Source organism: cf. Phormidesmis sp. LEGE 11477 (assembly GCF_015207105.1).
GTDB lineage: Bacteria > Cyanobacteriota > Cyanobacteriia > Phormidesmidales > Phormidesmidaceae > Phormidesmis.
Genome location: NZ_JADEXO010000053.1, coordinates 20,999 through 38,737, shown reverse-complemented (window position 1 = coordinate 38,737; position 17,739 = coordinate 20,999). Strand labels below are relative to the sequence as shown.

The window sequence follows — 17,739 nt, the reverse complement described above, 5'->3', positions numbered from 1 at the left end:
ATGTAGACTCGTCTAGCCCTGACGCCGCAGAATTACGAAAGATCAGCGTGAACATGCCCGGCAGGTGCAGATTTTCTTCAACCGTTAGCTGAAGCAGATCTTCCATCAAAGTATCAGGGGCGGCGCTGCCGTCAATTTCTAGCTGTGGCTGGGCGGTGTAGGTAAAGTCTGGCATGGGTGCGATCGCTCACGAGTTTTGGCATTAGGTTAAAAAAGTGCTGCCAGACGCCGCACGGGTCGACTGACTGGGGTTAGAAGCGCCCTGAGACTTTAGCGGAGTTGACATATCAATCTGCTCTAAAGAGAGGTTGATCACAGCTCGAACGGGCGTTCCATCTGGTAAAAACAGCGTTAGCTTGAAGTCAAAGTCTTTGACAAAACAGCGTAGATATTTATTGTCTCCCCACGTAAATAAATAGATCGGTGGGCGTTTCTCTTTGCCTTCACCTTTTTGCGTAAACTCGACCGCTTTCGTGAACTTTTTTACATGCTCTAGCACGCTCGTACTGTCTTCATAGGTATCAATAATGATATTGCTAATTTTTAGAGAATAAGGATTAGGATGCTTAAAGCTAGACTTGTTTTGTCCAGAACTCGTACGTGAGCCCTTGGACTGCTCTATGCTCATACTGCGGCTGAAGCTGATTTCGCTCGGATTGAACATAAACTCAATATCTTCAGCTTCATTGTTGATATCAACTAATTTAGCTTTGTTTAGTGGCATCTTTTACTCCTTGTTTTTATCTCTATGAACTTTTATCTTTGCGGATTGAGCGCTGAGTGAATCGAGCGCCAAATTGCTATTGCGTCAATCACAGCAGTCGGCCTGAACGAGAGGATCCCGAACGTTCTCGCTCTAGCAAAAGTCGGGCTTTGAGCTGCTGATATATCACTTGGGCGAGCTGTTCTAGCTTGGCAGACGAGAGGGTATTACTATCTGCAGTTTGCTCTTCTGAAAACTGCTCTGAAAACTGCTCTGGGGAACTGCCGTTAGTCTGTTCTGTAAGATTGGTAGTAGGTGGAGGTGCGATCTGCTCGCGTTTTTGAAGTACCGCCTCTGCGAATATAGAGTCGGACATAGGCGAATCTCGATCGCGTTTGGCTTGGATAGTGGCGGGCTTAGGCTCAAAAGGATGCAGGTCTGGATAGGTCGAAGAGCTAGAGCGCTGTTCAGCCGATGGGCCAGAAGATGAATTAGAAGCAACAGACTGAGCTTGTATTGTAGAAACTGAGTCAGCCGAATGAGTAGACGAAACCGGAGGAATAGTAGGTGCTTTTGAGGCGTGACTAGGTGTTTGAGTAGCGGATGGTTGAATAGCGGGAGCGTCAGCAGAGACATTCGCAGGGACACTCTTAGCCGTATCGGCAGTAGGCGTACCAGAGGATGTTAGTGCTAATAGATCGGCAATGTTATCCCAGCTATCCGGGGTGTCAGTTTGAATATCTGTCAGGGCAGAGGTCTTTGGAACAGGTTGGTGCTGGATAGTCCGAAGGGTGGAGGCATCCGCTTGAGGGCGCTGTAGGTCGGGGGCGCGCTCAGGAATTGATTCGGAGGGTGGTTTAATGATTGACTCGGGGGTTAACTTAGGAGTTGACTTCTCAGCAATTGTCTTCGCAGTTGGGGATAGAGCAGAAGGCGTTTCAACTTCTGATTGTTCCGCGTTTGATGTAGGAGCTGCCTCGCTAGCAGGTTGAAGCAGCGAATTCACCGAGGCTAGAGGCTCAACCGTAGTTAGAGATTGCAGCACCGTTGGTAATCTTATTGCTGATTGAGAGTGGGCGCTGATATCGTCTGACTTAAACGGTTGAACAAATGGTTGAACCGGACTGTCTTCAGAACCAACCGGCTCAGCGTCATTCACGAGGGATCGAACAACCGTCGAAGGTAGAGCATTGGCAAAGGTAGGCGCATCAGCTTTTGTTTGAGCTACTAACGGTTTGCTATCAAATGAAATGTCAGCTTTTGCCTGAACTGTTGGTGATTGATCAGCCGTGCCAGCAAATGACTCTATTAAAGAATCTGGCGAGCTAGCTTCTATATCTGAGATTTTAGGTGGCACACTTGCTGTAGAAAGACTTTCCGTAGGTACGCTTTCTGTAGACCTGATAGGTAAGAGAGGCTTGGTAGGCAAAGAGGCTTCGCCAGTCTTGAGATCCGTAAATGAACTCTCGCTTTCGGTTCCTGCCGTTGCGGCAAGAGAAGAGGTAGGAACATCAGTCGAAGTGTCTGAAGGCACAGCTACACGGTTGATAGTGTCGGCGCTTTCCGCTTTTATCCAGGGCTGGGCGAGCGTATCAGATCTGGAAAGAGAGCCGATGACAGAGGCTGATTCAGCCGACGCAGGCGAATTGGTAAGTTGGATAGCCTCCGGCGGCATAAGTTGGCCTGGCGCTGGCAATTGCAGGGGCTCGGACTGTCGAGAGATATCTGGTGAGGCGATGTTTGGTGAGGCGATCGCAGCAAGAGAGTCAGTATCTACACTTTGTTCCATCTCCAAAGAATCTACCAGAAAGCTATCACCATCTGTAGTTTCTTCTACAAAAGACGGTTGTTCAACTTCCCCCGTAAACTGCTGTAAGTCTTTCCCTTTCTGAGCAGAGGATGGTATAGGAGAAATGCTAGGAATACTGCTGCTGTCTAAGGTATCTACTGCTTCATCGCGAATAGAAGCTGAGCTAGCCGTCCCTGCTTCCGTATCTTGAGCTATGGACGGAATCGAGTCTGTAGCGCTTGCTTGAATGACAGGATTATCTGAGACAACAGAGCTATCTAAAGCTTCTGGCTGTGCCTGCTCGGAGGGTAATAATTGTTCGGAAGACTGCGCTACATCGATAGCAAAGGAAGAATCAGCAGAAGCTATTGATAGTTCTGTAGCATTAACGCCAATAGTTTCTTCTACTGACGATGGTTGTTCAACATCCTCTATAAGCTGTTTCAATTCTCTCTGTGGTTGGACAGATGACGGTATAGGGGAAATGCTAGGAATGCTGCTGTCTGAGGTATCTACCGCTTCGTCATGAATAGAAGCTAAACTAGCCGCCCCTACTTCCGTATCTTGGGCTGTGAGCGGAGGGACATCTGTAGCACTTGCTTGAATGATGGAATTATCTGAAACGACAGAACTATCTAAAACGACAAAACTATCCAGGACATCAGCGCTATCTGAATCTTCTGACTGTGTTTGTTCAAGAGACGGTAGCTGTTCAGAAGACTGCGCCGGATCGATAGTAGAGGAAGAATCAGCATAGGCTATTGATGGCTCTGTAGTCTCGACCTCAGTAGTTTCTTTTACAGAAGACGGTTGTCCAATATCTTCTGTAGATTGCTGTAAGTCCTCCCGTAGCTGAACAGATAATGGCATAGAAGAACTGCTGAAAATGTCGCTGTTTGATATGTCCACCGCCTCATCATGAATAGGATCTGAATGAATAGGCGTTGGGCTAACCGTTTCTACTTCCGTATTTTGATTTGTGGGCGGAATCGAATCTGTAGCGCTTGCCTGCAGGATAGGGCTATCTGAAACGATAGAACTATCTGAGATGACAGGACTGTTCGAGATGGCAGAAATGTCTATGACTTCTGGCTGGGTTTGCTCAAAGGGTAGTGATTGTTCGGAAGACCGTGCTGTATCGATAGCAGAGGAAGAATCAGCAGAAGCTATTGATGCCTCTGTAGCGTTAATCTCAATAGTTCCTTCTACTGAAGATGGTTGTTCAATATCTCCTGTAGACCGCTGTAAGCCCTCTGTCTGAATAGAAGACGGTACAGAAGAACTGCTAGAAATGTTGCTGTCTGAGATATCTACTGCTCCATCATAAATGGAAACTGAGTTAGCCGTTTCTACTTCCGTATCTTGAGCTGTGAGTGGAATTAAGTCTGTGGCGCTTGCCTGAAGGATAGGGTTATTTGAGACGACAGAACTATCTGAGATGATAGGACTATTCGAGATGGTAGCGCTATCTAAAGCTTCTGACTGTGTTTGCTCAGCAGATAGTAATTGCTCGGAAGACTGTGCTGTATCGATAGCGAAGGAAGACTCGGCAGAAGCTATTGATGCCTCTGTAGCGTCAACCCCAATAGTTTCTTCTGCTGAAGAGGGTCGCTCAATATCTCCTGTAGACCGCTGTAAGTTTCCCTGCGGCTGAACAGATAAGGGCATAGAAGAAATACTAGAAATGCTGCTGCTTGATGTGTCTATCGCTTCGTCGTAGATAGGCGCTGAGCTACCTACTCCTACTTCCGTATCTTGAGCTGTGAGCGGAGTGTCATCTGTGGCGCTCGCTCGAATGATGGAATTATCTGAGATGACAGGACTGTCCGAGGTGGCAGCGCTATCTAAAATTTCTGTTTGCGTTTGCTCAAGGGAAGACAGTTGTTCGAAGTACTGCTCAGATGACTGCACCACGCCACCTTCACGAGCAGACTCGCCTCTAGTCTGAGCTATTGGATCTGCATCATCTAATCGTCGAGACAAGCCTACCGGGGATTCTTCAGCGACCGGGCTTGTAACAGGAGATTCTTCTACTCCAACAACGTTTATTTGTCCGCTATTCGTTGAAGTGTTATCTATTCCACCGTTTAGTTGAGGAGTACTTGTCCGAGAAATATCTGCTTGAAAAGTATCTGTCTGAAGACTATCAGCTTGGTTCTTTGTATTGATTGTACTAACAGAATCAGCAGCTACTTTTCTGTTGATCGTTGCAGATTTAACTGCTGTTGATTCTCTCTTTGTCGAAATTAGTTCAGCATTGCTCGATCGTTCTGCTGGCAAGGTGGCTAGATCGTTAATCTTAGGCTCTCTTTGCTCCGCTTTAGACGTAGCTAGCGCCGCTGTAGACGCTGTAGGCACTTCCGCACTGGAGCTAGAAGCTAGCTGACTAATTTCTCTTTCTTCTGCAATGCTTCCTTCTACAGCTCTACCTTCTACAGAATTCTCTTCTGAAGGGTGGATGGAAGCCTGCTTTTGTCTAGTAAAGCTCTCAGCAGAGGTCTCTACTGCTGATGTTGATTTTGCCTGAACGATGTCTTTCAGAGGAACGTCTTTTGAGCGAACTGAGGGTGATTGCTTAGTAGCGGGACTAGCGATCGCAGCCTCAGTCTTTGCAGTTGATACTGTACTAGGTGCTGTCGTTTCCGCAGGCGATCGCACAGGCTCTACTGACAAACTAGACGAAGCGGCAGATCTACTAGCTAGCTGCGGATCGAGTGCTGGTTGAATAGTCAGTGGGCTCGAAGCATAATCTTCTGTTGAAAACGATGACAGTGGCGACGGTGGTTCAAAGAAAGGAGAATCGGTGAAGGATCGTTCTAGGGCGGAGTACCCATTAGCCGTACTTGAAAGGTAAAAGTCAGAATCTAGAACCGTGAGCGAGTTTGTCCCCAGAGGCTTCATGAACTGTAAAGAAGGTGCAGATTGTCCAAGCGATCGCAAAGGGAAAAACGGCGCTCTTATTCCTAAAGGCTCGCCTTCTAAGCCAGTCTCTGGAGGCATCTCTGTAACAGGCCGCTGAGTATCCACTATTTACCTTCTTTTTAACGCTTCTTTCAACGCTTTGCTGGTGATTCAAAGTAGCCGCTCTGGCTACGAGAGAGCGACGGCGATACCCGTTCGCTCTTATCGTTCTTCATTACTTTCAAACCTTCAAAAGCCAGCGTTAGCTCTTCAATCGCAACAGCGCTAGAATCTGCCCTTAGTCCTGGCGTCTTCCAGGCGATGGGAACAGCGGCTAGCAGGGTCCAGCACTGCATCGTTTCACCCGCCTGGTTGAATGTCAAAATGTTGAGGTCACAGCGTTTGGCTTTGCCGTGCTCTATCACCTGATTGATCCAGTCCCAAAAGAGCTGGTCGTCTGACATTCCTCTTTTGAGCGTAATATCACCAAATTTTGTCTGCTTCAAGAAAATGCGCTGCTGTTCGTTGACGCCTCCTTCAAAGTAAGTTTCTTTATCAATCTGTACATCTAAGCCTGAGCATTCACTAAAAGAGGCTTTGAGCGTACTGTCTATCTCCACATAGAAGCGGTTGGTGGTCAAGAAATTATGGTTGCGATCCTCTGGCTTCATATCGACCATTTGTGGTACCCTCGGCTACGTTCTTGCTGTCGGCGCAAATCTTGTTGCAGAAGCTCGAATACGCGATCGCCTAACTTTTTCATCGCTATCGGATCGTCCAAAACGGCTTCTACCAAAGGCGCTAGATCGCTTTCTTCTAGCGCTAGCATAATCGAACTAGAAGGCGATCTAGCTAAAGCCAGCTCCGTTTGTAGAATAGTCGTTTGCTCTAACGCTTTTCCTATCATCATTCTATCTCTTCTATCGTCCTTGAGGTCGTTTCTCTGACCATCCGAGCTCTGCCTAACAATGCTTGAATTCTCTGCTGCTGTACCCACGCTTTACGCTGAGCCTGTTCTTTTTTCTCAGCTGCGTGCGCTTCTTCCCAGTCTCTTTGCGCCTTAGCTTTGATCCGCTCGTACAAATCTTGCATCTCGGGCGATTCAAACCGAACGCTATTAGGATCTGTTTCGATATCTAGCGTTGCTTCACTGTGCCATAGCGCTTCACCTTCTCGCTGCTGACGGATCAGTCTAGCTCGATGCACCAAGTCTTCTAAATACCCCTGACTTCGAGCTGAGCTAGCGGTAGAAGTGCCTTTTTGCTCACGTAGCTGCTGATAGATGGCCTGGGCATAGCCGCCTTCATGGGCTCGATCAAGAATGCCGACACCGATAGCTGACAAGACAAACGCGATCGCCGACGGCACAAAAGGTAGCCAGAGCCCCTGCGAAAAGAAAAGGACAAAGCAAACTCCCCAGTAGGCAAAGATCAAACCCACGCAGCCAAAAACAAATATAACCAGACGACGGTTATAGAACGCGAGGCTACCGCCGACCACCGCACCTACGAAGATCCAGCTGATTTCGAGCACTTCTGGCCAGCTATGGATCAGCGGGCGATTGTCTAGCGCCGCGCTAATCAGCTGGCTGACGATCTGAGCATGAATGACGACCCCTGCCATCTCACGAAAATCTTTAGAGGCATCTTCGTACGGTGTGAGAAAGAAATCGTTAGAGATTTGAGAAGTGTTGCCGATTAAAACGACGCGATCTCGAATCCACGTAGGATCAACCGTATCGTTTAGCACATCGCCTAGACTAACCTGTCGTACAGCCTGCCTAGCAGAGCGGTAGTCCAGCATGGTTTGATAGTCGCTAGCGCCCGTTCTAGCATAGCCTCCTGAACGTTCGAATAAAGGCGTTAAAACGGTATCTTCAAAGATAAAGTAACCCTGCTGAGTTTCATCTATCGCGACGTTCTCTTGCTCTAGATAGATCAGCGATAGCAGAAAGCTAAGAGAGAGCAGGCCGTCTGATGCGTCGACATCATTACAAAGATGAGAGACTTGAATCGGCTCTGTCGTTTCTCCGGGCGAAGAGATCAAGATACTACGCCGAATTCTACCGTCGAAATCTTGTGGAAGGTCGGCAAATCCAACCAGCTCAGGGTCAGCGCCTGGTATAGGAGGAACGCCTGAATCTTGGGCTGAGCTCAGCAGGCAGGCGGAGACAATTCGATCGCTCTCCTGTAGAAGGTTGATTAAGCGCGATCGCCCAGTCTCTGACCCTTGAGGGATATCTCTGGCAATATCGAGTCCAATCGCACGCGGGTTATAAGATTTTAGCTTGACTAGCAGATCGGCAAGGGTGCCATCTTCTATCGGATATTCCTGGCGCGCTTGAAAATCGTCCTCGCTGATGCCGACGACTAGAATCCGCTGATCTATCGGGTCTGCTGGCTGCATGCGGACGAACTGATCGTACGCACTTAGTTCCATCGATTCCAACAGACCCAGCTCTCTAGAGACCGCCACTAGCCCGGTGAGCACTAGGCTAGTCAGCAGTACGCTACGGCCAAACTGCTTTAGGCTTCGTTCTCTAAATAGGCTGAAGGGCATGGTTAGGACGATCCTTGGACTACGGTTGCGGCTTGCTCTTTTGGATTTCGATTACCCAGCGTCTGCGATCGCAATGTGATAGCTGTAAAATTTCTGCTAGCTGCCAGTGAAAGTTCATCGATAGGTAGGCTACCTCCTCATAGAGCTGGTCTAAGGGGTAGCCCAAGCTTCCCCCGATGGGGTACCTGCGTCTGCTAGCGCGACCTCGAAGGTGCGATCGCAATCAGGACAGTGCGCGGCCACATAAGGATGACCCTGCTGATTGAGCTGACTATAAAACGTCTTTAGGTAGGCCAGATCTTGCGTAAACAACCCCTCTAGCTCTGTAGGCGACACAGCCGTAAGCGAGCCTAGCCGGGTAATTACTAAAGAAAGCATTACCAGATTCAAATAGTCAGGATATTGGCGCACCTGCGGGTAAGTTTTGGCCTTCAGCTCATCTCTTGCCGTCGCCAAACGCATCTGCCCCTGCCGATGAACCACTCCAGCACTATCGACAAACCCACGCGGCAAAGTAAAAGAGAATTCCTGCATCAGACCATTCATAGTCAATATTCGTACATAATTAGCAACAGAAAATTCATCCTAGCGATAGCCTTCAGGCTGACTAAATAAACTCAATATCCACCGCCTGAAGTAAATCCTCTCTGGGGAGAGACGCCCATTGGGGCGGGGTGGGTTCGCAAGCTAACAAGCATCACATCAGTGCAGGTGATTCTTGCCTGACAGAAGCAGGCACTTCTTCAGCATCTGTCTTCGGCATATTAGGCGAAACTGATTCTTTTGTTACCGTAGCAGCCGGTACAGAATCAGCTGATACAGAGCCAGTAGAAACAGGCGTTTCCAGCTCATTAACCTGGCGATAAAACGTCTGAAGATAGCTTAAATCACAGGCAAAGAAACATTCGACCACTCTAGGCGAAACCTCTTCTATCGCCCCTAGCTGAGTAATCACCCGCGCTAGGATAATTACCGTCGCATAGGCAGGATTGTTCTTTACCCGAGGATCTTGCAACGGCACAATTTCATCCATCGCCGTCGCTAGCCGCATCACCCCCTTACGATGCAAATTCCCCTCTCCATCTAGATAGCCCTTCGGTAGAGTAAACTCAAATTCTGTTTTCATAGTGGTTCCTCTCTATCCAACAATCTCTATCTAGCAGTCATGCCTCAATAATCTTGGCCTGTAGGCTCTACGCGCTTAAACTCATCAACCGCAAGCTCTACTTCCTCAATCTGAAAGTCACTGCTATCTGCCTTGACATCACCAATCTTGTACTTAACTGGCCAAGCGCCAATAAAGTCAAACCTAGCAGCCATTTCACCATCTTGTTGATACACAGTCAAAGAGCCATCTCGTAGCTGCTTAGACCATTCGCCTTCTTCCACCGATTTGAACCATTTCCAGGTCGTTGGTGAAATGGTCATCCCCATCCGCAGCGTAATATTGCTGCTCTTAGAATTACCTGGCATCTTGGTGCGAACTACTCGGCCCTTTTCCGCTGACTTCCCCCACTTTTGAGGAACTACTTCACAATGTTCAATAACGTCCTGTTCACGCGCAAAGCCGCGACACTCCATAAAGTAACCGTCAATGCGATCGTCTGAACCCTGTAGCTTCAGCTCCAGATAAAACCGGGCCGTAGTTAGTACTTCATAATCAGACATCGCATTCACCTGTGGCGTATTGATTTACAGCTATCGTCCTACAGATATTGTTCTACTTTGTCCGGTGACAAGTCTCGTAAACCACTTCAACCGTTTCTGTGAACAGCTCTGTACCACCGGGCTCCATCTTCGAGGTTTTATAAGACTTTGGAAAAAAGCCAGTGAACTCCCACCTAGCGGCATCATCTCCCCCTTGGTTGTAGGCTGTAATTGAACCTGTTTTGCGCTCACCGCCGCTAGTGGATACGCCGCCCGCCATCGGACCGCCCGCCGGATGAGATTCTCTAAACCAGTCGTGCAAAGACGTGTCTTGAACAGTTGCAACAAAATCAACGCTCAACGTACCGCTAGTTACACCTGCTACAGTTGCCTGCATTCTACTTTTGCCTCCCTTGGTCACACCAAAAGACTTGGAATCGCCCGCCGCCTCTAGGGTGATCTGCAATCCGCTGACCTTCTTTACGATCAGATCTGTCATGCCATCAATTTCTAGATAAAACCGAGCGCCTGTCAGTAATTCGCCTGCTGCCATTGCTATACTTCACTCCTAATTAACTCGTTTCAAATCTTCGCAAACAATCTCGTAGGTTTCGTAGGCTAGTTCAGTGCCGTCCGCCGCAAAGTCAGACATCTTATAGCTTTTCAACCATCCATTTTTGATCTCCCAGCGCATGATTTCATTATCACCAGGATCGTAGGCAACAATCGCACCATTTTTGCGGTTATCGGCCCACTTGCCGTCGCCAGAACCCGCACCGCTATAGCTAGCAGGCATCGCCGCTTGAAACCAGTTATAAAAGTCCATGTCGTTCTCCATCAAATAGATTTCGATAGTGATGTTGGGATTCTCCTCAAATCCGGTAGACGTGCTCTGACGCAATGTTTTACCCGATTTGGTCGACATTAACGGTTTCTCACCCCCGGAGACCTGTCCTTGAAAGGTCACTTCCTGGACGCTCTTAAGCATTTTTTCAGACAAACCATCGAATTCTACATAGAATCGGCTCGTCGTAATTGGCTGTAAGTCTGGCATAAATCTAGAGTTCCTTTAGCTCTCTATTATTTACAACTATCTGCAACAGTTATTTGCGACAGTACGTTGACAAATTATTCAACGATTACCTCACTACTGATTAGGGGCCCACTGGCTAAGCCTGAAGATTACAAACTCTGCCGGGCGCACCGGACACACACCCACTTCTACATACAGTCGGCCTAGCATCATGGTTTCGTGCGTATTAAGTTCACCATCGCACTTAACATAAAAAGCTTCAGCGGGCGAGGCCCCAAACAGAGCGCCATCTCGCCACAGCCGCGTTAAGAATACAGTGATGGTTCGAGTTACCCTCGCCCACAAATCTTGATCGTTCGGTTCAAATACCACCCACTGAGTGCCAATCTCAATTGATTTTTCGATATAGCTAATCAGGCGACGGACGCTGATATAGCGCCACTGCACATTGTCGGGTTCGACTAGGGTGCGCGCACCCCAAACCTTGTAGCCTCGGCTGTAGCTAGCAAAGTTGCGAATGCAGTTGATTCCTTTGGGGTTGAGCATCTCCTGTTCGCGCATATTAGTCTCGTAGGCGAGTCCTAGCACCCCTCTAGGCGTTTCATTGGCGGGGGCTTTGAACACGCCGCGAGCCTCATCTGTCCGGCACCAGATGCCCATCATATGGCCGCTAGGAGGCACCATAATTGGACGGTTCCCGTTGTTAGGGTTAGCGACTTTGACCCAGGGATAGTACACCGCGCCAAACATAGAGCGACGGTTGAACTCAGTTAGCCATTTGGCTACATCTTGTGGCTTTTGCTGCTCGGGTTTGATAGCTCGATTCTCGTTCTTGCCGACTTTGACCGGCGGCGCGTCGATGACTGCCATGCGATAGGCTGGGCCAGGCGCAGAATTTTCACACAAAATGAACAGTCGCTCCATCAGCGCGTGAACCTGATCTAGCTCTAGCCAGCCTTTTTGATAGGCAAACAAGATATCAGGACAGGCGACCATCGCCACTTCGTCGATTTCAAACAGTCCTTCTAGGCCCGCGCGGTCGTCTCTTACCCCTTGAATATCACGAGAAACCCGATCGGCAGATCCGACATAGGGAGCCGGAGCGACCTCGTATCGGCCATTCATCGGTCGTTTGGATAAAGGCTGACCTGGCTCTGAGATATCTTCTAGCGTGATGTATTCAGACTGCTCTAGTTCAGCTACAGCGTAGCGGGCAGCTTCAGAATCCGCTTCGGGATTCATCGTCAGATGCTCATAGGTTTCTAGCTCCTGCTCCCTACTTTTGACAACAACCGTGAAATATTCACCCGTATTAAAGGGTGACTCGGCGTCTTCTGGGGCGTCTTCCGGTAGCGGAACGGGTTCTCCCTCTCTAATCTCTACTGTGATTCGTCCGCCTTCTGCCAACAGAGCCGGTGCCTCTTCTGGATCTGAGGGCTTGAGACTAAAGCGCAAAGAAGATTTCTTTCCAGAGGTCAGTATCTTGGTCGCGACTTCTTCTGGATCGGGCTCTTCAGATCCGGGGGGACGTGTGCCCATGCTAACCACCCAGCAGCGACCGCCGCCGTTGTCGAACCAGCCCTGTACAGCAAAAGGTAAGTAAGCATCAAAGTCAGTAAATCCGGGATGAGCAGAACCGGGCTTGCCAAAGTACTCTAGGTACTGACTCCAATTGGTAATCAGCATGGGCTGAAATAGCTCGGCGTCTCCACGAATGTCTTCTGTGAAGCCGACGAACCCGGCTACGCTCAGACTAACGCCTTCTATCGGGCGACTGCCTCGGTCGATCTCTTCAACATATACACCGGGTGCAAAGTAGTCTAAGGCCATGGTGTGGCTTCCTCCGTAGATTTGTGAGATAAATAGCTGGAAATAGAATCAGCCATTAAGCTGTTCCATATAGTTCAAAATGTTGACTAAGCGGTTGATGCTCAGGCGGCTGATGGTCAGGCGGCTGATAACTAGACGGTTGGTTGTGCAGTTGACTCCTATACAGTTGATTCAGTGGAACAGTAAGCTTGATGTGTAGCGCTAGGCGCAGCGGCGTTCCTAACACCTGCCAGAGTAGTAAGTTGTCAGGGACGGCTTCTGTCGAAATGGCTATAGGCAGTTGGCCTTGTCCCTTTAGCAGCGGCGATATTAAATCTTCTGGTAAGTAGCAATGGTCTAAAAATACGGCTAGCACCTCTGAGAGTAGTTGCTGTTCAGCGAGCGTGGTATGACCGAAAGCGCTGACTAAGTAAGTTAGATCGAACCACCGACTGGCTCCTCGTTTGGACAAAAAGTCTAATCTAGCGATCGCAGCCGTTCTAGAACAGCGCTGCGGGCCCAGAAAGTGACCCCATCGGCTTGAGCGCACCTGATAGCAATATAGGTTTAGCGTAGGCGTGTCTTTAGATTGCATTCGAGGATGCTCGAAAGAAATCTGCTCTTTGTTGATTAGAGGGACTCTGCTGACTACGAAATCTGCAAGAGTCTGGCTAGCAGCAGATATCATCACTTAATCTCTAGGCTGAATTTAAGGAATGTTTAAATAGGTTGCTTGATAAACGAAGCCCTACAGCGACCGACTGTTGCCACAGGCAAAGTACTAAATACTATGTATAAACAAAATAAGAAACTGAACTGCAAAGGGCTACTGCACTTAAGTAAGTGATTTGGCAGTTGAACACTCTGTCAAATGCTCTGTGAGACAGATCACTCTCAAACGAATTAACCTCAGGTTAACTAGCCTTGAGTTCAACCTCCAGCAGCGCCGACTCCTGGAAAACACCAGAACAGCAAATATAAAAGAACACCCGGATAGCTGAAAAATACGTAAAGCCAACAAAAATACGTAAATTTCTTTCTGCGCTGGTGCGGCGTTTGTTCTAATCATGTGGCCGCGAACCCATCCGCGCGACAGGGTTCTAGCCGATCTGTCTTATTGCTTACTGTCCAGTTCACAAAAAAATTAATATTGAGCGCTGCATATTCTCTTCATTCAGACAGTAGAATCCTTTAGATAACGGAGGCCATAAATTAATGACATTCTTGTAGAAGCTCCTGTCGGCAGGTGCTGACGTCCTAATCCTATTTTCTAGCTTTGAAGAGACTTCTCTTTCACGCTAGCTGGTGAGAAGGATTAGACAGTGCCTTTTGTCTTTGCCGAACTGCTCTGTTGTGATATTTCGAACCTAGTAGAAAACTTATTTGTCAGCAATATCTCTCACCCAACTTATATTTTCCAAAACTTATTTTCTACTCATAATCTATTTTCTGCTGGTTCTACGATATCCGCCAATAGTCAAATGCGACCGCTATATAGTTAAGAGGACATAGGTCAAAATGCTATTAGAAACGTCAAGACAGGTAGAGAGTGCCTCCCAATCTCTAGGCTCTACAGAAAATACCCAGTCTTTTTTCATACAGATGTCGCCCCAAATCCCTGTCAGAGCAGATGATACCAGGGCAATCAGCGATCGCCTTAATTTCTCTAGTGCCTGCTCTAGCAGCAGTTCGCGTTTTACCGCAGACGCTAACTTTCATGCAGATTCTCTTTCTCATACGCAGGCTGAGCAAAGTAGTACAGATACGCGAAGCAGTATCGAAGCGTTTGCCCAGACCCTAGAGCTATCAGCCATCATCTCTGTTGTAGATTATTTGCAGGCGGGGAAGCCAGGGTCAAAAGCAGAGCTGAAGACACTCTATGCCGATTCTGATTTCACCCATTCATCTGCCGCGCGAAGGGCAGCTCAAAAGAAAGTAATAGAAGCGATCGCGCTTCAAAGGCAGTCATCGATCCCTACCGTTGCAGAATATGTTGTAGATCTTCTGATAAATAAAAATTTAGATAGCCAGCAAGCCACAAAGGAAAAGGATTGGAGCGTATATGTTATCTACGATAGAGAGACTTTTTCTCAGGAACTCTGCTTATTATTATGGTCGCGGCAAACTTTATCTAGCTGTCAAAAGTACTGTATTAAGCAGCAGGTGCGTCTGATGCAAGCTACAGAACGCTCTCGACGCGAGCAGCGCAATGCCCTACAGCGAATCAAGCTGCTAGAGCAAGCCATTCACCGGGTAGAACACCAGCTGCGTACGCCTCTATCTTTGGTAGAGCTCTACGCGGATCTAGCCAGTCAGCAGTCGGCATCAGGGTCAGTTTCAAAGCTGCTAGACAAAACAAAACAGGTCGCCAGCGAAATGGGAGAAAGCCTGAGACGACTGACGGACTGTGGCCAACTGGCAAAGCGTCAACCCACGGAATGTGATTTACGCCTTGTCATTCAAGAGTGTGTAGATTTGCTGGCGCTGCCGCTACAGCAAAAGCAGATTGAGGTGGTATGCGACCATCAGCTTTTGCCCTTAGTCGCCGATCGCTGGCAGATGAAGCAGGTATTCAACAATTTACTGACAAATGCCATTGCATTTAGCCCAGTCGGCAGCACTATCATCTGTCAATGGCAGCTATTTCAGCAAGAAGTCCTGATTGAGATTAAAGACCAAGGGCCGGGCTTCTCTACAGAGGCGCTTAGCACTGCCTTTAAACCTTTTTGTTCTGATCGACCCGGCGGTACTGGCTTAGGACTCACCATTGCCCAAAAGCTCATTCTCGATCATCATGGTTCGATTTGGGTAAATAACCTGCCAGAAGGCGGCGCTCAAGTTTCTATCTCACTTCGTAGGAAATAGTTCGACTGCTTAATCTCTTTTATTCTTTAAAGCTCTCTCATTGGATCTTCTGTGATGATGACACTCCCAAAGGGCCGCGTTGATAGTACCCGCAAAAAAATGATTTCCATTCTTTTAATAGATGACCAGGCCGCCTTTCGAGACGGGCTGCAAAATCTTTTGAACTTTTATAACTCAACCGGTGGGGAGAATTTTCAGGTGGTGGGGCGAGCCGCTTCTGTTGAACAGGCGCTAAAGCTCTCAAAAGAACAGCATCCGGCTTTGGTTTTACTAGATCTGGGCTTGGGGCAAGAAGATGGCATTGATTTTTTGACCCGGTATAGTGACAAGCAGCCGCAGGGAAAAGTCTTGGTGCTTTCTGGGCAGAGGGATGACGAGTGGGTATTTAAGGCGATGCAGGCCGGGGCAAGGGGGTTTGTTTTCAAGCAAAGTCTCTCGAAACAGCTCTCTGAGGCGATTCAGACGGTGATGAATGAGCAGATCTATCTAACGCCAGAGCTGCTGACCGGATTTTTTCGTCACTTTCACTTTCACGCTGGGCGATCGCTCAAGGTTTCTTCTTCGCTGCACCTGACCGATCGCGAGCTAGAAGTGCTGGCCTGCCTGGTCAAAGGAGATTCTAACGCGGTGATTTCGCAGCGATTGCACATCACGGTAGGCACAGTGAAGGCTTACTTGCGCTGTATCTTTGAAAAGATGGGCGTCGATAGTCGTACGCAGGCAGCTTTGAAGGCGCTCAAACTAGGACTGGTGTAGCAAGCTTATGAGCAATCATCTTGCGATCGCCACGGTTACAGCTACGCTACAGCGAACCCTGCAGGCTTCTGTACAAAACCATGTAGAAGGCGCTCGGGTTACCACCGTCAGCCCCAGCGAAGTCAGCCGGGGCACGCCAGAAACCGGGGTGAATATCTTCATGTATCAGGTGATCTCGAATCCAGCCTTGCACAATATAGACGCCACGCCGCTGCGAACCAAAGGCACGGCAGTCAAGCGACAGGCAGCGCTCGATCTGTACTATATGCTCAGCTTTTATGGCAACAACAATGAGCTAACGCCGCAGCGACTGCTCGGCAGCGTAGTCCGCACGCTCAACGACAAGCGAGTGATCACTCAAGCGATGATTCGCGAAGCCTGCAATGACACCACATTCTCTTTTTTACGAGACTCTAATCTGGCCGACCAGGTGCAGCAGGTCAGCATTCTGCCGCTCGATCTCAACCTAGATGACCTGTCTAAAACCTGGTCTGTTTTCTTTCAAACGCCCTACGTTCTATCGTTAGCCTACAAGAGTTTGGTCGTACTGGTAGAAGGTGATGAAGTGATGGCGCGATCGCTACCGGTGCGAGAGCGGCGATCGGGTGGATTTTCTCCTTATTTTGCCAGACCGAAAGTAGAGAGCGTGACGGCGCGGGCGGGGAAAACAGCGCTGATTCTAGCAGATAGTACGCTTTTGATTCGAGGCACGCAGCTCAAAGGAGAGCAGGGAACCACCGTTCAGATCGGCAAAGTGGCGATCGCGCCCGAAACCATTACGCCGACTGAGATTATCCTCTCACTTTCTACTCTGCCTTTCGAAGCCCTACGCGCTGGCGTTCAAAGCCTGCAAGTTATTCACCAGCCACCAGCGATCGCAACCGCTGATCGATCGCCAAGTCTGCCCCCTAGTCGGCAAGGGGCAACTTCTGAAGCTGCGCCCTTTATCCTGCGGCCTCAAGTCTTGGATGTCAGCGTTACCGATTTAGAAGAAACCGACGAAGGCTTGTACGATGCCACCGTAGCGGTGCAGGTGAATCTAATCGTGGGTTCACAGCAGCAGATTGTTCTATCGCTAAATGAGTGGAATGCCGATCCATCAGCAGACTATCTTCCTACTAACTATATGTTTGACTTGCCCAGAAGGACAGCCGAGAGTCAAACGCTATCGATTCCGATCCAGTCGGTTAAGGCAGGGGAATACCTGATCAGGCTGCTGGTAGATGGGGCGGAAAGTCAGCTAGAAGTCGATACCGACGAAGCCAGCCCTACCTATGAGTGGTATGTCGGGCCTAGGATCGTCATTGAGTCAGATTAGTTTTCAGTAGTCCTTAGATATTTACGCAGGTTTGTAGTTGTTATGAGTGAGCAGTCTAATCCACCAGAGAACTCGCCAGAGAACCCACCAGAAAGCCCATTGGAAAACTCGTTTGATACTGATCCAGGCGAGATCGGCCCAGCCGAGACGGACGGGCCAGACGTAGAAAACGGCGGCCTCAATCAGCTTCACAATTTGGGCAACCGAGCAGTGAGCTTGGGTCTGATTGCGGGGCATGGCCACCATCAGGGCAGCTATGAGCTGATTGAACAAGGTGAGGTGGTGACGCTCTCACCGCAGGAGGCGATCGCCTATCTCGAAGATTTGATTGCGTCAGCGCCTAAGACGAAATAAGCCAG

17 protein-coding genes are annotated in these 17,739 nt (G+C 48.8%); 4 read left to right on the top strand and 13 right to left on the bottom strand.

Annotated features, from left to right (window positions below; translation table 11 throughout):
- Positions 1-202: 202 nt before the first annotated feature.
- The 13 genes from IQ256_RS15780 to IQ256_RS15720 form a co-directional block, all read right to left on the bottom strand.
- The gene (locus tag IQ256_RS15780) at positions 203-724 is read right to left on the bottom strand and encodes a hypothetical protein (protein ID WP_193856505.1); all 522 of its coding nucleotides are present in this window, start codon (positions 722-724) and stop codon (positions 203-205) included.
- Between the two features lie 88 nt (positions 725-812).
- Complete coding sequence (locus IQ256_RS15775; protein WP_193856504.1) at positions 813-5,519, bottom strand: hypothetical protein; 4,707 nt, start codon at positions 5,517-5,519, stop codon at positions 813-815.
- A 26-nt stretch (positions 5,520-5,545) separates the two neighbouring features.
- A complete protein-coding gene (locus IQ256_RS15770) occupies positions 5,546-6,073 on the bottom strand; it encodes a phage tail protein (RefSeq protein WP_228024936.1) in 528 nt (175 codons plus the stop codon).
- Positions 6,061-6,303 carry a hypothetical protein gene (locus IQ256_RS15765; RefSeq protein ID WP_193856503.1) on the bottom strand — a complete coding sequence of 81 codons (243 nt, stop codon included), beginning with the start codon at positions 6,301-6,303 and terminating at the stop codon, positions 6,061-6,063. The genes IQ256_RS15770 and IQ256_RS15765 overlap by 13 nt, the downstream gene beginning before the upstream one ends.
- A complete protein-coding gene (locus IQ256_RS15760) occupies positions 6,300-7,952 on the bottom strand; it encodes a CHASE2 domain-containing protein (protein ID WP_193856502.1) in 1,653 nt (550 codons plus the stop codon). The genes IQ256_RS15765 and IQ256_RS15760 overlap by 4 nt, the downstream gene beginning before the upstream one ends.
- 19 nt (positions 7,953-7,971) lie before the next feature.
- Positions 7,972-8,118 (bottom strand): DUF6760 family protein, encoded by a 147-nt coding sequence (locus tag IQ256_RS30440; RefSeq protein WP_193856501.1) that lies wholly within the window; start codon positions 8,116-8,118, stop codon positions 7,972-7,974.
- On the bottom strand, positions 8,103-8,498 hold the full coding sequence (locus IQ256_RS15750; RefSeq protein WP_193856500.1) for a phage tail assembly protein: 396 nt from the start codon (positions 8,496-8,498) through the stop codon (positions 8,103-8,105). Before IQ256_RS15750 ends, IQ256_RS30440 begins: the two co-directional genes overlap by 16 nt.
- A 151-nt stretch (positions 8,499-8,649) precedes the next feature.
- The gene (locus IQ256_RS15745; RefSeq protein WP_193856499.1) at positions 8,650-9,078 is read right to left on the bottom strand and encodes a hypothetical protein; all 429 of its coding nucleotides are present in this window, start codon (positions 9,076-9,078) and stop codon (positions 8,650-8,652) included.
- A 44-nt stretch (positions 9,079-9,122) separates the two neighbouring features.
- Positions 9,123-9,620: a phage tail protein gene (locus IQ256_RS15740; RefSeq protein WP_193856498.1), complete on the bottom strand. Its 498-nt coding sequence runs from the start codon at positions 9,618-9,620 to the stop codon at positions 9,123-9,125.
- A 52-nt stretch (positions 9,621-9,672) separates the two neighbouring features.
- Entirely contained in the window at positions 9,673-10,152 is a 480-nt protein-coding gene (locus tag IQ256_RS15735; RefSeq protein WP_193856497.1) for a phage tail protein, read from the bottom strand.
- Between the two features lie 15 nt (positions 10,153-10,167).
- On the bottom strand, positions 10,168-10,653 hold the full coding sequence (locus IQ256_RS15730; protein WP_193856496.1) for a phage tail protein: 486 nt from the start codon (positions 10,651-10,653) through the stop codon (positions 10,168-10,170).
- A gap of 93 nt (positions 10,654-10,746) precedes the next feature.
- Positions 10,747-12,462, bottom strand: a complete 1,716-nt coding sequence (locus tag IQ256_RS15725; RefSeq protein WP_193856495.1) for a phage tail sheath C-terminal domain-containing protein — start codon at positions 12,460-12,462, stop codon at positions 10,747-10,749.
- 55 nt (positions 12,463-12,517) lie between these two features.
- Positions 12,518-13,129, bottom strand: a complete 612-nt coding sequence (locus IQ256_RS15720; RefSeq protein ID WP_193856494.1) for a Pvc16 family protein — start codon at positions 13,127-13,129, stop codon at positions 12,518-12,520.
- A gap of 830 nt (positions 13,130-13,959) precedes the next feature.
- On the opposite strand from IQ256_RS15720, the gene IQ256_RS15715 reads away from it, so the two are divergent.
- Genes IQ256_RS15715 through IQ256_RS15700 form a run of 4 tightly spaced genes read left to right on the top strand, consistent with a single transcriptional unit; the run spans position 13,960 to position 17,734 of the window.
- Positions 13,960-15,306, top strand: a complete 1,347-nt coding sequence (locus IQ256_RS15715; RefSeq protein WP_193856493.1) for a sensor histidine kinase KdpD — start codon at positions 13,960-13,962, stop codon at positions 15,304-15,306.
- A gap of 54 nt (positions 15,307-15,360) precedes the next feature.
- Positions 15,361-16,062 (top strand): response regulator transcription factor, encoded by a 702-nt coding sequence (locus IQ256_RS15710; protein WP_228024935.1) that lies wholly within the window; start codon positions 15,361-15,363, stop codon positions 16,060-16,062.
- 7 nt (positions 16,063-16,069) lie between these two features.
- A complete protein-coding gene (locus tag IQ256_RS15705) occupies positions 16,070-17,380 on the top strand; it encodes a DUF4255 domain-containing protein (protein ID WP_193856492.1) in 1,311 nt (436 codons plus the stop codon).
- Between the two features lie 42 nt (positions 17,381-17,422).
- Positions 17,423-17,734, top strand: a complete 312-nt coding sequence (locus IQ256_RS15700) for a hypothetical protein (protein WP_228024934.1) — start codon at positions 17,423-17,425, stop codon at positions 17,732-17,734.
- Positions 17,735-17,739 lie beyond the last annotated feature (5 nt).

Coding starts and splice junctions, on each gene's coding strand:
- IQ256_RS15780 (WP_193856505.1), bottom strand. CDS start 724: ATGCCACTAAACAAAGCTAAATTAGTTGATATCAACAATGAAGCTGAA.
- IQ256_RS15770 (WP_228024936.1), bottom strand. CDS start 6,073: ATGGTCGATATGAAGCCAGAGGATCGCAACCATAATTTCTTGACCACC.
- IQ256_RS15765 (WP_193856503.1), bottom strand. CDS start 6,303: ATGATGATAGGAAAAGCGTTAGAGCAAACGACTATTCTACAAACGGAG.
- IQ256_RS15760 (WP_193856502.1), bottom strand. CDS start 7,952: ATGCCCTTCAGCCTATTTAGAGAACGAAGCCTAAAGCAGTTTGGCCGT.
- IQ256_RS15750 (WP_193856500.1), bottom strand. CDS start 8,498: ATGAATGGTCTGATGCAGGAATTCTCTTTTACTTTGCCGCGTGGGTTT.
- IQ256_RS15745 (WP_193856499.1), bottom strand. CDS start 9,078: ATGAAAACAGAATTTGAGTTTACTCTACCGAAGGGCTATCTAGATGGA.
- IQ256_RS15740 (WP_193856498.1), bottom strand. CDS start 9,620: ATGTCTGATTATGAAGTACTAACTACGGCCCGGTTTTATCTGGAGCTG.
- IQ256_RS15735 (WP_193856497.1), bottom strand. CDS start 10,152: ATGGCAGCAGGCGAATTACTGACAGGCGCTCGGTTTTATCTAGAAATT.
- IQ256_RS15730 (WP_193856496.1), bottom strand. CDS start 10,653: ATGCCAGACTTACAGCCAATTACGACGAGCCGATTCTATGTAGAATTC.
- IQ256_RS15725 (WP_193856495.1), bottom strand. CDS start 12,462: ATGGCCTTAGACTACTTTGCACCCGGTGTATATGTTGAAGAGATCGAC.
- IQ256_RS15720 (WP_193856494.1), bottom strand. CDS start 13,129: ATGATATCTGCTGCTAGCCAGACTCTTGCAGATTTCGTAGTCAGCAGA.
- IQ256_RS15715 (WP_193856493.1), top strand. CDS start 13,960: ATGCTATTAGAAACGTCAAGACAGGTAGAGAGTGCCTCCCAATCTCTA.
- IQ256_RS15710 (WP_228024935.1), top strand. CDS start 15,361: ATGATGACACTCCCAAAGGGCCGCGTTGATAGTACCCGCAAAAAAATG.
- IQ256_RS15705 (WP_193856492.1), top strand. CDS start 16,070: ATGAGCAATCATCTTGCGATCGCCACGGTTACAGCTACGCTACAGCGA.
- IQ256_RS15700 (WP_228024934.1), top strand. CDS start 17,423: ATGAGTGAGCAGTCTAATCCACCAGAGAACTCGCCAGAGAACCCACCA.